Below are 12,879 nucleotides of genomic sequence, written 5' to 3'. Positions count from 1 at the left end.
ACTATCTGGTTACATACTTTACCCAAAACTGGGCGCCGACGGCGGGATGACGGATTCACCCTCAATACGCTGCGGTGTTACCCGCGACTTCTCTCCTGGCACGTGCCGACGACCGCATAGACTCAGTGGTCGTGGCCAAGCGATTGACTCGTTCTGAAGCCCAGGCTCAGACAAAGGCCCGGCTTGTGGAGTCTGCGACCCAGCTCTATCTGCAACAGGGTTTCGCCGCGACGTCGAACGAGCAGGTGGCCGAAGAAGCCGGTTACAGCCGTGGCGCCGTCTACTCGAATTTTCCCAGCAAAGAGGCGTTGGCGCTAGAGGTCATCGACCGTCACACCGAACAGGTTCTGGAGAGCTACCGCACCACACTCGCCGATGGATCCTCGGAGGATCGCGTTCAAAAGTTTCAGGACTGGATCGAGCAATCACTCAGCGACACCGGCTGGGCCCTGCTGAAGATCGAGCTCGCCCTGGTTGCCCGTCGCAATTCGACACTGAACGATGAACTCGCGGCCCGCGACACCACCATGCTGGACCACGTTGCGGGTGTGATCGCGCAGCTCGACGACGACCTCGAACTTCCGGAGGCAAGCGTGCGGGACCTCGCCCGCCTCTGCGTCGCCATGGGCCAGGGAGTGGCCCTCGACAGCATCAAAGATCCTTCATCGACCACCGATTGGACCGCGCGGCTCCTGACCGCGGTCCAACGGCTGCTGCCCATGCGGCCGATGCTTCCCATGCTGATCGCCGCAAGCACGGATCAGGCTGCACCCGAACAGAAGTAGCGGTTCCCGGGCGGCCATCGGTGACGGTCGGTAGATGGCGAACGGCCGGGTATCCACGCGTGACACCCGACCGTTCCGCAGAAAAGGTCTAGCTGTTGACGGCCACCGGCGTTGTCTCGGTGGCGGCCTTCTTTCTGCCGAAGCGCATACCCTCGCTGACCCGGCTGCGTCGCATCATTCCGACGTCGTAGGCGTAGTTCTGCTTCAGACGCCACGGGTGCTTGTCACCCTGCTTGGGCAGTTCCTCCAACGCGCGCAGCACATAGCCCGGCGTGAAGTCCATGAACGGCTGCTTTTCGAGCGTCTCGTCGGCAAGCTCGGGAACCGCTGTCACATAGCCGTTCTCGTCCATGTAGTTCAGCAGGCGCCCTACGTACTCGGACACCAGGTCCGCCTTGAGTGTCCACGAGGCATTGGTGTAGCCGATGGTGAACGCCATGTTCGGGATGCCGGTGAGCATCGCACCCTTGTACACGGTCTGTGCGGGCAGGTCGACGGGCACGCCGTCGACTGTCGGGATGACACCGCTGAAGAATTTCAGGTTCAAACCCGTTGCGGTGATGATGATGTCGGCGTCGAGATGCTTGCCCGACTTGAGTTTGATACCGGTCTCGTCGAATGTCTCGATGTGGTCGGTGACGATATCGGCCTTGCCCTTGCGGATGGTCTTGTACAGGTCACCGTTGGGCACCACGCAAAGACGCTCGTCCCACGGGTTGTACTTGGGGCCGAAGTGCGTCTTGTAGTCATAGCCCTTGGGCAGCTGAAGTTTGGCCTGCTGCATGATGATCCGCCGCGCGGCCTTGGGGAACTTGCGGCTGGCCTGGTAGCTGAAGATCAGCTGGCCGATGTTGATCCAGCGGGCGACCGGATAGGCGACCTTGGCCGGCAATATCTTTCGCAGCCCGTTGATGATCGGGTTCTCGTTCGGCAGCGACAGGATGTAGGTGGGCGAGCGCTGCAGCATGGTGATGTGTCCGACATCGGGCGCCATCGCCGGCACCAGGGTCACCGCGGTGGCGCCGGAGCCGATCACCACCACCTTCTTACCCTTGTAATCGAGGTCCTCCGGCCAGTGCTGCGGGTGGATCACGGTGCCCTTGAAGTCCGCGACGCCGGGGAACTCGGGCGAGTAGCCCTGGTCGTAGTCGTAGTAGCCGCTGCAGCAGAACAGGAAGGAACAGGTGTACTCGACGGTCTTGCCGTCGTGATCCACCTGAACCGTCCACTGCTGGGTCTCGGTGGACCAGGCCGCACCGACCACCTTGTGCCGATACCGGACGTGTCCGTCGATTCCGGAGTTGGCCGCGGTCTTGTGCACATAGTCGAGGATCGAAGGTCCGTCCGCCAGGGTGCGGCTGTCGTTCCACGGCGAGAAGCGGAAGCCCAACGTGTACATGTCCGAGTCCGACCGGATACCCGGGTACTTGAACAGATTCCAGGTCCCGCCCATATCGTCGCGGGCCTCAAGCACCGCATAGGTCTTGGACGGGCAGCGGTTCTGAATGTGCCAGGCGGCGCTGATGCCGGAGATACCGGCGCCGATGATGAGCACGTCAAAGTGTTCGGACATGCCGCGATGCTACCGCTTACGGATCGGGGAGAAAAGTAAAGTTAGACCCTTGCGGTCGCACGCACACTATGCCGCCGACGTCGCAGGTCAGGGCTGTCCGGCGCCGGTGAACACGTACTCAGACCAGTCCGGGCTGCGGATGGCATGCCACTACTCGGGTAGTCGCCAGGGGCGGACGGTGTGTAGCGGCTACGCACGGATGCCTACCCGCGGTAGCTCGCGGGCAGTGACACGACACCGTTGATCCACACCGACCTGAATCGGGTGGGCTCCCCGGTCGGCATCAGATCCGGAAGCCTATCGGCCATGGCATCGAACATGATGCCGATCTCCAGCCGGGCGAGGTTGGCTCCGAGGCAGTAGTGAATCCCGTGTCCACCGAAGGCTAGATGTGGGTTGGGGTCGCGCTCGATGTTGAAGGTGAACGGGTCCTCGAACACGTCTTCGTCGAAGTTGGCCGATGCGTAGAACATTCCCACGCGCTGCCCCTTCTGGATCTGCACACCACCGAGCTCGACATCCTGCAGCGCGGTGCGCTGGAAGGCGATGATGGGGCTGGCCCAGCGGATGATCTCGTCAGCGGTGGTCTGCGGGCGGCGCTCGCGGTACAGCTCCCACTGTGCGGGGTTGTCCGCGAAGGCCAGCACCCCATGTGTGATGGCGTTACGAGAGGTCTCGTTGCCCGCGACCATGAGCTGGATGACAAAGTAGGCGAACTCCAGCGGGGTGAGCGGGCGGTCCTCGTACGCGCCCTGGACCAGTCCGGTGAGAATGTCGTCGCGCGGATTCAGTTGTCGCTCTTCGGCCATCGCGTAGGCGTAGCCCAGCATCGAAACAGTTGCGGTGGTGGCTGTGTCCTTACAGATCGCCGGGTCGTCGTAGGCGAACATCTAGTTCGTCCAGTCCAGCACCTGTTGGCGGTCCGACTCCGGGATGCCCACCAGATCCGCGATGGCATGCATGGGCAGCACCGAGGCGATATCGGACACGAAGTTACCGCTGGACTTTTCGGCGGCCGCCTCCACGATGCCGCTGGCGCGCACCACCAGCCGTTCGTGTAATCCGTTGACGGCCTTGGGGGTGAACAGCGGCGACACGATGCGCCGCAGGATGCGGTGCTTCGGCTCGTCCATGTCGATCAGTAGATTCTCGCGCTGGATATCCAGCTGCTCGGCGGTGATGTCCTCGTTGTAGCGCACCACCGTGGTGTTCAGGCTGTTGGAGAAGACTTCGTGGAGCCGCGATATCTCTTTGACATCACTATGTTTGGTGACTACCCAGTAGCCGTCGTCGTCGAATCCGGCCACTCCCCTGGTCTGAGCGTTCCACCAGATGGGTTCGGTCTTACGTAGATACGCGAACTCCTCGGCGGGGATGCGCTGCTGGATGAGGTCCGGGTCGGTGAAATCGAATCCGGGCGCAAACGGACATGTGGTCATCGCTTCAAGTACCCCTTGTCGACGGGAATCTGGGCACCGGTCATCACGCCGGACGCGTCGCCTGCGAGCCATGCCACCACCTCGGCGATTTCGGCAGGTTCGACGAGCCTGTCGTTGTCCACCAGCGTCTGGCTGAAGCTCTGCAGATAGCCGGGATACTTCTCAAACATCCGCAGTACCGACTCGTCGGCCGCCAGCGGCGTGTTGGTTCCGTACGGGTGGATGGAGTTGACACGAATCCCGTACTCCCCCAGCTCAACAGCCAGGGAGTTTGTCAAACCCACCACACCGAATTTGGCGGCCACGTAGTGGCCGCAGCCGGGCATGGCCTTGATCCCGGCCGATGAGCTGACGGTGATGATGGACCCGCCGTTGCCTGCTTCGATCATGGCGGGGACCGATGCCTTGATGGTGTTCCACACACCGGTCAGGTTGACGTCGATGACGTCGCGCCACTGGTCGGCCTCGATCTCCCAGAGCCGCGCCCAGCTCGCGATGCCCGCGTTGGCGACCACGATGTCCAGCCGACCGAACCGGGTGATCGCTTCGTTGATCACCTTCTGCTGTCCGGCAAGGTCTCGTACGTCGATACGTTCTGCGACGAACTCACGGCCCAGGTCCCGTACCGCGGAGACGGTCTCGTCGAAATCTTCGGCGGTGGTGGCCGGATATTCGTTGTAGGGCGAGGGCTTATCGCAGCTGTCGATGGCCACGATGTCGGCACCATCGCCGGCTAGCCGGACGGCGTGCGCTCGGCCCTGCCCGCGCCCCGCCCCGGTGATGTACGCGACCCGCCCGGCCAGTGGTTTATCAGGCAGATTGTTCTGATCTTTTTCCATGGAAAGCCCTTGCGTGGAGGGATACCGGACGAAATGAATAGTCAGAGAGCCGGGAATGCGTTGAGAACCAGTTCATTTCGCTTACCGTTTGGGGCCGGTAGTAGCGGGCCTCACCCTTTGAGTTGACGAAGTAGGTACTCAGCGGCGGTTGGCAGTCGGTCGCGTACAACCGGATTGCCTTGCTCTGATGGGCCATCCGCCGCACCCATTTGTCGAAGGCACGTTGGCTTACTTCGGCGATCTCTCGGCGGCTCCGCAGGGATTCGGCGATGACCCGGGCGGCGTGGCGCGCGTTGGCCTCCACCATGGCGTGCCATCCCTGCCCCTGATTACCCTCGGGTCCCACCAGTACCCAGCGGTTGGGCAGGCCCGGCAGTGCCGCCCCGCCGTAGGTTCGCATTTCGTGGTCGCGGTAGTACTCGCCCAGGTCGAATCCGGCACGGCCCCGCACGTTTCCGGTCCGGTAGTGCTCCGGGTCCGTGTAGATCTCATATCCGGTCGCCAGTACCAGCAGGTCGATATCGTGGTGGGTGCCGTCGGCTGTCTCGATACCGTTCTCGGCGATCCGTGAGATCGGGTCGGTGATCAGTCGGACCGCTCCGGCATCCACGGCCTGCAGGAAGTCATTGGACAAGATGGTGCGCCGCGCCAGAATCCCGTAGCTCGGCATCAAGGCGTCACGCAACGCCGGATCGCGGACGGTGTCCCCCAGCAGTTTGCGATACCACCTGCGCGCCATATCGTCGTATCGAGGAATCATCGTGCGCAGCAGCGATTCCGGTAGCAGCGGTAGCAGATGGAACAGCACCGCCTGAGCGGCGTCCATCGACCCGATCATCAGCGCGTTGATGACTGTCAGCACAAACGGCGCGCTGAGAATCCGCTGACCGCGGGCCGAGATACTCGGGTTGGGTTTGGGAATGATCCATGCGGGGGTGCGCTGAAAGGTGGTGACCGATGCGGCGGTTTCCGCGACTGCGGGGGCGATCTGGATGCCGCTGGAGCCGGTACCGATCACCGCGACCCGCTTACCTGCGTAGTCGTACGAGTGGTCCCACGCGTTGGGCCGCATGATTCTGCCGCGAAAGTCGCCGAGGCCCGGGATGTCCGAGCCGGGTTTGGTGTCGATGTATCCACCCACGGCGCTGATGACATACCGGGCGCGCACCGTCGGCTTCCCGGCGACGGTGAGTTCCCAGTGGCTGCCGTCGTCGTTCCAGCGTTCCGCGGTAACGGCACTGCTGCCCTGGAAGTGCTTGCGCAAGCCCAAGCGATCCACCACCGACAGGTGGTAGCGCTGGATATCGGCACCGTCGGCGAAGGGCTTGTTCCACCGGCCGGTTCGCGCAAAACTCAACTGGTAGAACAAGACCGGGATGTCCACGGCGAGGCCCGGATAGGTGTTATCGCGCCAGGTGCCGCCGAAATCGTCGGCGCGGTCCAGGATCACGAAGTCGTCGATACCCTGCCGGCGCAGATAGTGGGCGGCGGCGATGCCCCCGGGGCCGGCTCCGATGATCGCCACCTGACAGTCGATGTCACTCATGCCAGCCCACGCAGGATGAATCGGGAGAAGTAGTCCCGCACCACGGCCGGGTCTTTCAGGTCCACGGAGATGGCGGGCAGCACCTCGATGCTCATCAGGGTCCGCATGATCCATTCGGCGCCTTCGGTGGCGTCGACGTCCCTACCGATCTCACCGCGCTTCGTGGCTGCCTGCACCTGTGGCACCCAGAACTCCACCGAGCGGCGCATCAGGTCGTCACCGCACTCCTCGAGCACCAGCTCCAGCACGTTCGACACGTGCAGTGTCGGATCCAGGCGGTCGGACCACGCCCGGTGATCACTGATGCGCACCGCCGCCTCGCCGACCTGCTCGGCCAGGGTGGCTTTGGCGCTCACCGCCCCGGCGAACAGCTCGATGAAGGCGCCCGCGATGAAGCCGACCGCGACATCGATGGCTTCCTTCTTGCCGCCGAACCAGTTGTAGATGGTTCCACGCGAGACACCTGCCTCATCGGCGGCCGCCGAGAGGCTGAAACGCTGGATTCCCGAGCGGACCAGGGTCTGTGCGACGGCCGCGACAATCGGTTCAGGCACTTCACCGCGGGGACCCGCTGTCTTTACGAGCTTCACGTTTGAACACTTTGCGCGAATGTGTTCAAAGTGTCAATAGTGCGATCAGCGGCCCTTCGTGGTCCTGGCCAACAGCTGCTCCACAGGCCACGTGTTGATCACTCGTTCTTCCGGAACACCGGCATCGAGCGCACGCTCGCAGCCGTACCCGGAGAACTCCAGTTGCCCTGGCGCATGCGCGTCGGTGTCGATGGAGAAGTCGCAGCCGATGTTCAGCGCCACATCCAGCAGCCGGCGCGGCGGATCGCGTCGCTCCGGACGTGAGTTGATCTCGACGGCGGTGCCCGAATCACGACAGGCCCGAAATACCTCTGCGGCATCGAATTTCGACTCCGCCCGGATGCCCCGCTCCCCCTCCACCAGCCGCCCCGTGCAATGGCCCAGCACGTCGACGCGCGGGTTGGTGACGGCGGCGATCATGCGACGGGTCATCGCCGCGGAGTCCATCGCAAGCTTGGAATGCACACTCGCGACAACGATGTCGAGCCGATCCAGTAGCTCGGGGTCCTGGTCCAGATCGCCGTCGTCCAGGATGTCGACCTCGATCCCGGTGAGGATTCGCATGGGCGCCATCTGCTCTCGCAGTCCGTCGATCACCTTCAGCTGGGCGCGCAACCGTTCCGCCGACAGCCCATTGGCGACGCGCAGACGCGGCGAGTGATCCGTCAGCGCGCAGTATTCGTGTCCGAGCGCCTTCGCGGTGCTCATCATCTCCTCGATGGGCACCGACCCATCCGACCAGTTCGAATGCAGATGCAGGTCGCCCCTGAGCGCCTCGCGCATGGTGCCGCCGCCGGTGCCCGTTGCGCTGGCGCGTAGTTGTTCGAGGGCAACCGGCACCTTCCCGGACCAGGCTTCGGCGACGACGGTCGCCGTCTTGGGGCCCAGGCCCGTCAGACTCTTCCAGGTCTTGTTGGCACCGTGTCGCTCTCGCTCCTCGGGGCTGAGCGCGGCGATGACGTCGGCGGCCTTGCGATACGCCATGACCCGGCGGGACTCTTCGCGCGCGAGCTCCTTGTAGTAGGCAACTTCACGCAATGCCGCGCCGGGGTCCACCCCCTGGACTCTAGGCGCGCAGCGCCAGCTCCTCATCAAGAATTTCCGGCGGGTAGTCCTCGATGTCCGTCGACAGCATCGCGAAGTCATCCGGGTCATCTCGGACCGAGGCACTGCTGAGCCGCAGCCAGCTGACGGCGCCGATCATGAAGCATAGGAACACCAACGGGTACCAACCGCTCATCAGCTGGCCTATCCAGAACGGGCGCAGGTCGAGGAAGTTCCAGTACACCCCGCTGAAGTAGATGGTGGTGTGCCCGCGGCCCGGCCGGTGCAGGGTCCACATGAACACCATCGCGAACAGCCCCGCCGCGCGCCAAGCCCAGCCGCTCGACCAGGGGCGCTTGGTCGTGCACGCCTTGGCCACCAGCCAGACGATCGCGGGAGCGAACCACACCCAATGCGCAGCCCAGCTGAAGGGGGACACCGCGCAACCGGTCAGCCCTACCGACACCACTGCCAGCACGCGTTCTCCCCTGCGGTGTGCCCACACCGCGACCGCCATGCCGGCGGCAAGCACCAAGAGGCTCAAGGAAATCCACAGCCACTCCGGGCGCGCGTGCGGAAAGAAGTACCGCGCCAAAAATCCGTTGATCGACTGATTGGCCAAGTGATCGATGCGGCTGATGTGTGCGGTATCGCCGAGATGCCTCCAAAACCATGTGCTGTCCCGCGAGAGCAACGGCCACGTCAACGCCGCGGTGGCGGCGAACGTCGCCGTCGCGGTGGCGGAGGCGCGCCATTGCCGGGTGAGCAGTAAGTACGGCAGGAACACCAGCGGAGTGAGCTTGATACCCGCAGCCAGTCCTAGTCCGATCCCCCGCCACCGCCCCGGGTTCGGTCGCGCCAGGTCCAGGAACACCATCGCCATGAGCAGGGCGTTGATCTGGCCCCACCAGAGGGTGGCCTGCACCGGTTCGACGTCGATGAGGACACCAGCGAGCGCCGCGGTCATCACCGCCAGCCGAATGTCGGCGCGAATGCCGGCCAGACGCAGGATGCGCCACGCGATGACCGCCAGCGCGGCGATGGATAGCGCGAGCAACACCCACTTGGCGACATCGAATGAGGCCCACGCCAGCGGCGCGAGAACCAGCGCCGCGAATGGCGGGTAGACGAACCACGCCTGGTTGAGCGCCGGGGCCTCGTACAGCCTCTTGCCCTCCCAGAGCCCGCGCACTGCGGCGCGATAGGTGTCCAGGTCGTAGCCGTTCTCGGTCAGTCCGAAGAACCGCGTGTCGAACGGGACGAGGCGGTTGTGCAGCACCATTGCCACCCCGGCCACGACCAGCGCACTCAGAACGGCGCCCCGCGGCAGCCGCATCTCCCCGCCCCAGCTGTGCATCGGCCAGATTTTACGGCCGCTGGGCCAGTTACGACGCGGCGCCGATCTTGGTCTCTTCCTGCCATACCGCCGCGATGTCGTTGAGGTCGAGATGCAACGTGGCGGCCAGCTGCACGACGGCACCGAACGCGGGTGTCGGGAGCCGCCCGGTTTCGATCTTTCGCAGGGTTTCCGGCGAGATCCCGGACGCACGGGCGACATCGTCCAGCGGCCGGTCACCCCGCGCGGAACGCAACAGCCCACCCAGACGCTTTCCCGCGGCGAGTTGTTCCGCGGTGAGCGGCTGCCGAACCATGCCGCCGACTCTAGTCTTGGTATTTAAATACCGACAGCCCTAAGGTGGTATTTAAATACCGTCCAGGAGGTACGCGTGATCGAGTTGAAATCGCCCGCAGAGATCGCGCACATGCGGGTGACCGGCGAGTTTGTCGCCTCGGTGCTCTCCGAGCTGTCGGCCATCGCAGCGCCCGGCGTCAATCTGCTGCACTTGGAGCAGCGAGCACGCGAAATGGTCACCGAACGCGGCGCGGTTTCCTGCTACTGGGACTACTCACCTTCGTTCGGGCGCGGACCGTTCCGCAATGTCATCTGTCTGTCGGTGAATGACGCAGTACTGCACGGGCTTCCGCACGATTACGTGCTGGCCGACGGCGACCTGCTGAGCATGGATTTCGCGGTGAGTATCGACGGCTGGGTGGCCGACTCCGCGGTGAGCGCCATCGTCGGCACTCCTGATCCCGAGGACGTACGACTGATCGACACCACCCGCGCCGCCCTGGATGCGGCCATCGCGGCCGCTCAGCCGGGTAACCGACTCGGCGATATCTCCGCGGCCGTCGCCGCGGTGGCCGAAGGTGCCGGGTATCGGATCAACACCGATTTCGGCGGGCACGGGCTGGGGCGAACCATGCACGAGGACCCCCACGTTCCGAACAAGGGGGCGGCGGGGCGGGGATTGGCATTGAAGCCGGGCCTGACGCTCGCGCTGGAGCCGTGGTTCGGCCGGGGAACCAATCGGCTGACCGTCGATCCAGACGGTTGGACGCTCCGGTTGGCCGACGGGTCTCGGGGCGCGCATTCCGAGCACACCATCGCCATCACCGAAGACGGGCCACAGGTGCTCACGCAGCGGCGCTAGGCGGCCTGATCCTGCGAGGCCTTGCCGCCGCCTCTTGCCAGAAACTGATAATCGGCGCACGCAACGATGCGTTCCCCGATCAACGCTGCGGGATGTCTGCGATCGCCGTGACGTCCTCGGCGATCTGCGTTCGATTTCCGCCCTTGTCTATGAGATACAAAATGCCGCTGTTGAGACCCTTTGGTTCGACCACGGCCGTTTCTCCGTCTCCGAGATTCAGCGCAAAGAGAGCCGGACCGGGCGTGCTGACCCGATCCCAGCGACCGTTCGTATACGCCCATACCACCGGAGGAGACCAGGCGGCATTCTGATCACATTGTCGCTGTTGGTAATTCACGTACAGCGAGCCGTCCGCGCCCCACCAGGCTCGGCGTACCCGGTACTGGACCTCACCCTCGGCGGGTGTATCCGGATGGATCGTGGTCCGCTCTCCGGTAGCCGTGTCGAACAGATCCACGCCGACGCTGGAGCAGGCCGACGCCGATTCGGTGGCGCTGTAGCTTCCGACAGCTAGGCGCTTGCGATCTGGGCTGACGACACCCCAGACATCGCTCTCCGATGGAAAGGCGTAGTCACCCAGGCTCATCGGCGCGCTTCCGGGCCTGACGATGTAAAGGGTCTGAGCAAGTTCCCAGGGCCGCGTCGGCCGGTAGACAACCGCCTGCAGAAACACATACACCCCCTGTGCCGCATCGAGGAAGAACGTGTACGGAGCCACATTCGACTGCGCAGGTTGCGGTACGGCGAGCGGTATCGACCCGAGATCTTCGACGTGATGCTCGGCAGCGTTCAGGTCGATCCCTTTCACAACCGCCGTGGTCGTCTTACCGTCCTGACTGGGATTGGTTGTGGCGCCGAGGTCAAAGCCGCCCACAACTCCGTCGCCCAGTGGGGCTAGCGGTGGGAGAAATCCTATGCATGTTCCGCCGCAATCGATCTCCTGCTCCACGAGGCTCGCAGTATCGGCCACCGTGATGGCCGATACACCCGCGCCGTAGATGTGCCGGCCGTCTCGGGTCAGCGGCACCGGGCCCGTGAGGGAGCCGGCAACCCGCTTCAATTGGAGCGCGACCGTCGATCCCCGCACCAGGCCAATCGATGTCTGAGTTTGAAAAACAAAGGTTTTAGGCGACGGTTCGGCCGGCCGACTGGGCTTGTCGCAGCCGCCGAGCAACACGACCGCGACCGCGCCGACCACTGTCCATGCCCTTGTCCGGCCGTATCCGTTTCTCATCCGGCGTGCGACTCCTCTGGGTGTTGTGGGTAGGGCCCCAATGACGGTGCTCCGAGTACCTGCCGCGCGGTCTCATAGAACTCCGCCCGGGCACGCCACCCGGCCATGCCTCCGTTGATGGTGCGCGACATTCCCTCGAACCCGGTGCCCGAACCATACTGCGCGAACTGTTCGCCGTTGGAACCCGTTGCGTACGTTCCCAAGAACGGTACCGAACCCCATCCACCGTCACCCAACTTGCCCATGGCGTTGCCCATCTCATCGGAGGTGACGAACCATGCGGCAATGCGAAACGCATACTTCGGATCGCTCGCCAGCCCCGGGTTGTTCAATAGATCGATACCCAGCGCATTCCCGGCGGCCTCGTAGTTGCCTTCGCCCGTCAGCTGGATGGGTCCGCGCCCGACGTTGTAGCCGGAGGCGGGAGTGTTCTCGCTCCAGTTGGTCAAACCACCAGTCTCGGCGGCCAATTGCGCGAGGAAGGCCGCCTTCTGGGCGGGGCTGGTGATACCGCGCTCCTTCATCGCCGCCTCCAGCAGCGGCGCGTACTCTGCCGCCTTCTCCTTGGACAAGTCGTGGCCCTGCGAATTCATGATGGCGATCAACTGATCTGGTGTCAGATCCCCTGGCGCACCCTGCTCTGTGACCCCGCTGCCGGTGCCTGTGGGTCCTTGGGGGATGTTGAGGGCTTCGAGGAGTTTGGCGTAACTCTCCTGCAGGTTCTTGTCGGTGGCGGCGTTGATCGCATCGAGCTGCTTGCACGCCGCGGCGAACGCATCAGCCACACTGTTCTGCAGATCAGCCTTCACATCATTCCAGTTCCAGTTATCACCCGGAGCACCATGATGGGCATACAAATGCTGATTGGTACCCACCCCCCCGATACCGCCACCTTGGTTACGCGCCCAAATCGACGCCGCACCCGTAACCAACCGATTCTCCAAATCGCCCGGACTATTACGCAGCGTCCCCTCGATCAACGACTTGACCACCGACGTCGTCTGCTGCTGCTTAAGCGTCAACACCTGCTCGATACGATCGGCCACCCCCGTGACCGCAGCCGAGGACTCCCGCAACTTGCCCAGATCCCGCTCTAACCGAGAACTGTTGTGCTGGTAGTCATCCCACGCAGCGTTCGCCGCCTCACTGTTATCCCAATAATCCTGCAACTTGTCGGTCTGCCGAATCAGATCCAACTGCGCCTGCCCCGCCGACGCACCATCAGACAACTTTTGCGCATCATCACGAATCGCCTTCAACTGAATATCAGCACCCCCGCTGATACGCCCGGTTGTCGTCATCCCCCGACCGATCCGGAATCGCAACAAAACTCA

The 12,879-nt window shown here is 63.7% G+C and carries 11 protein-coding genes and 1 pseudogene; 2 read left to right on the top strand and 10 right to left on the bottom strand.

The window, feature by feature from the left end; all coding sequences use genetic code 11:
* Positions 1–131 precede the first annotated feature (131 nt).
* Positions 132–785 carry a TetR/AcrR family transcriptional regulator gene (locus MSTE_RS00520; RefSeq protein ID WP_157997599.1) on the top strand — a complete coding sequence of 218 codons (654 nt, stop codon included), beginning with the start codon at positions 132–134 and terminating at the stop codon, positions 783–785.
* 88 nt (positions 786–873) lie between these two features.
* Here the strand turns inward: MSTE_RS00520 and MSTE_RS00515 are convergent, their stop codons facing one another.
* The 8 genes and pseudogenes from MSTE_RS00515 to MSTE_RS00480 form a co-directional block, all read right to left on the bottom strand.
* Positions 874–2,358: a flavin-containing monooxygenase gene (locus tag MSTE_RS00515; RefSeq protein WP_096498331.1), complete on the bottom strand. Its 1,485-nt coding sequence runs from the start codon at positions 2,356–2,358 to the stop codon at positions 874–876.
* A gap of 203 nt (positions 2,359–2,561) precedes the next feature.
* Positions 2,562–3,797: pseudogene (locus tag MSTE_RS00510) on the bottom strand (cytochrome P450).
* Positions 3,794–4,636 carry a mycofactocin-coupled SDR family oxidoreductase gene (locus MSTE_RS00505; protein ID WP_096498330.1) on the bottom strand — a complete coding sequence of 281 codons (843 nt, stop codon included), beginning with the start codon at positions 4,634–4,636 and terminating at the stop codon, positions 3,794–3,796. The pseudogene MSTE_RS00510 and the gene MSTE_RS00505 overlap by 4 nt, the downstream one beginning before the upstream one ends.
* On the bottom strand, positions 4,608–6,182 hold the full coding sequence (locus MSTE_RS00500) for a flavin-containing monooxygenase (RefSeq protein ID WP_096498329.1): 1,575 nt from the start codon (positions 6,180–6,182) through the stop codon (positions 4,608–4,610). Before MSTE_RS00500 ends, MSTE_RS00505 begins: the two co-directional genes overlap by 29 nt.
* Complete coding sequence (locus tag MSTE_RS00495; RefSeq protein WP_096498328.1) at positions 6,179–6,772, bottom strand: TetR/AcrR family transcriptional regulator; 594 nt, start codon at positions 6,770–6,772, stop codon at positions 6,179–6,181. Before MSTE_RS00495 ends, MSTE_RS00500 begins: the two co-directional genes overlap by 4 nt.
* 45 nt (positions 6,773–6,817) lie before the next feature.
* A complete protein-coding gene (locus tag MSTE_RS00490; protein ID WP_096498327.1) occupies positions 6,818–7,828 on the bottom strand; it encodes a PHP domain-containing protein in 1,011 nt (336 codons plus the stop codon).
* Between the two features lie 10 nt (positions 7,829–7,838).
* Complete coding sequence (locus tag MSTE_RS00485) at positions 7,839–9,173, bottom strand: glycosyltransferase 87 family protein (protein WP_096498326.1); 1,335 nt, start codon at positions 9,171–9,173, stop codon at positions 7,839–7,841.
* 28 nt (positions 9,174–9,201) lie between these two features.
* Positions 9,202–9,468: a helix-turn-helix domain-containing protein gene (locus MSTE_RS00480; protein WP_096498325.1), complete on the bottom strand. Its 267-nt coding sequence runs from the start codon at positions 9,466–9,468 to the stop codon at positions 9,202–9,204.
* Positions 9,469–9,543: 75 nt separating this feature from the next.
* On the opposite strand from MSTE_RS00480, the gene map reads away from it, so the two are divergent.
* The gene (gene map / locus MSTE_RS00475) at positions 9,544–10,311 is read left to right on the top strand and encodes a type I methionyl aminopeptidase (protein ID WP_096498324.1); all 768 of its coding nucleotides are present in this window, start codon (positions 9,544–9,546) and stop codon (positions 10,309–10,311) included.
* A 79-nt stretch (positions 10,312–10,390) separates the two neighbouring features.
* Here map and MSTE_RS00470 read toward each other — a convergent pair whose 3' ends face one another.
* Both MSTE_RS00470 and MSTE_RS00465 read right to left on the bottom strand, forming a co-directional pair.
* Positions 10,391–11,545: a hypothetical protein gene (locus tag MSTE_RS00470; RefSeq protein ID WP_231896963.1), complete on the bottom strand. Its 1,155-nt coding sequence runs from the start codon at positions 11,543–11,545 to the stop codon at positions 10,391–10,393.
* The gene (locus MSTE_RS00465) at positions 11,542–12,846 is read right to left on the bottom strand and encodes a glycoside hydrolase family 19 protein (protein WP_096498323.1); all 1,305 of its coding nucleotides are present in this window, start codon (positions 12,844–12,846) and stop codon (positions 11,542–11,544) included. The genes MSTE_RS00470 and MSTE_RS00465 overlap by 4 nt, the downstream gene beginning before the upstream one ends.
* Between the last annotated feature and the right edge of the window lie 33 nt (positions 12,847–12,879).

The organism is [Mycobacterium] stephanolepidis (assembly GCF_002356335.1).
Taxonomy (GTDB): Bacteria; Actinomycetota; Actinomycetes; order Mycobacteriales; family Mycobacteriaceae; genus Mycobacterium; species Mycobacterium stephanolepidis.
The sequence above is the reverse complement of the archived record's forward strand: the minus strand, read 5'-3'. Positions and strand labels throughout refer to the sequence as shown.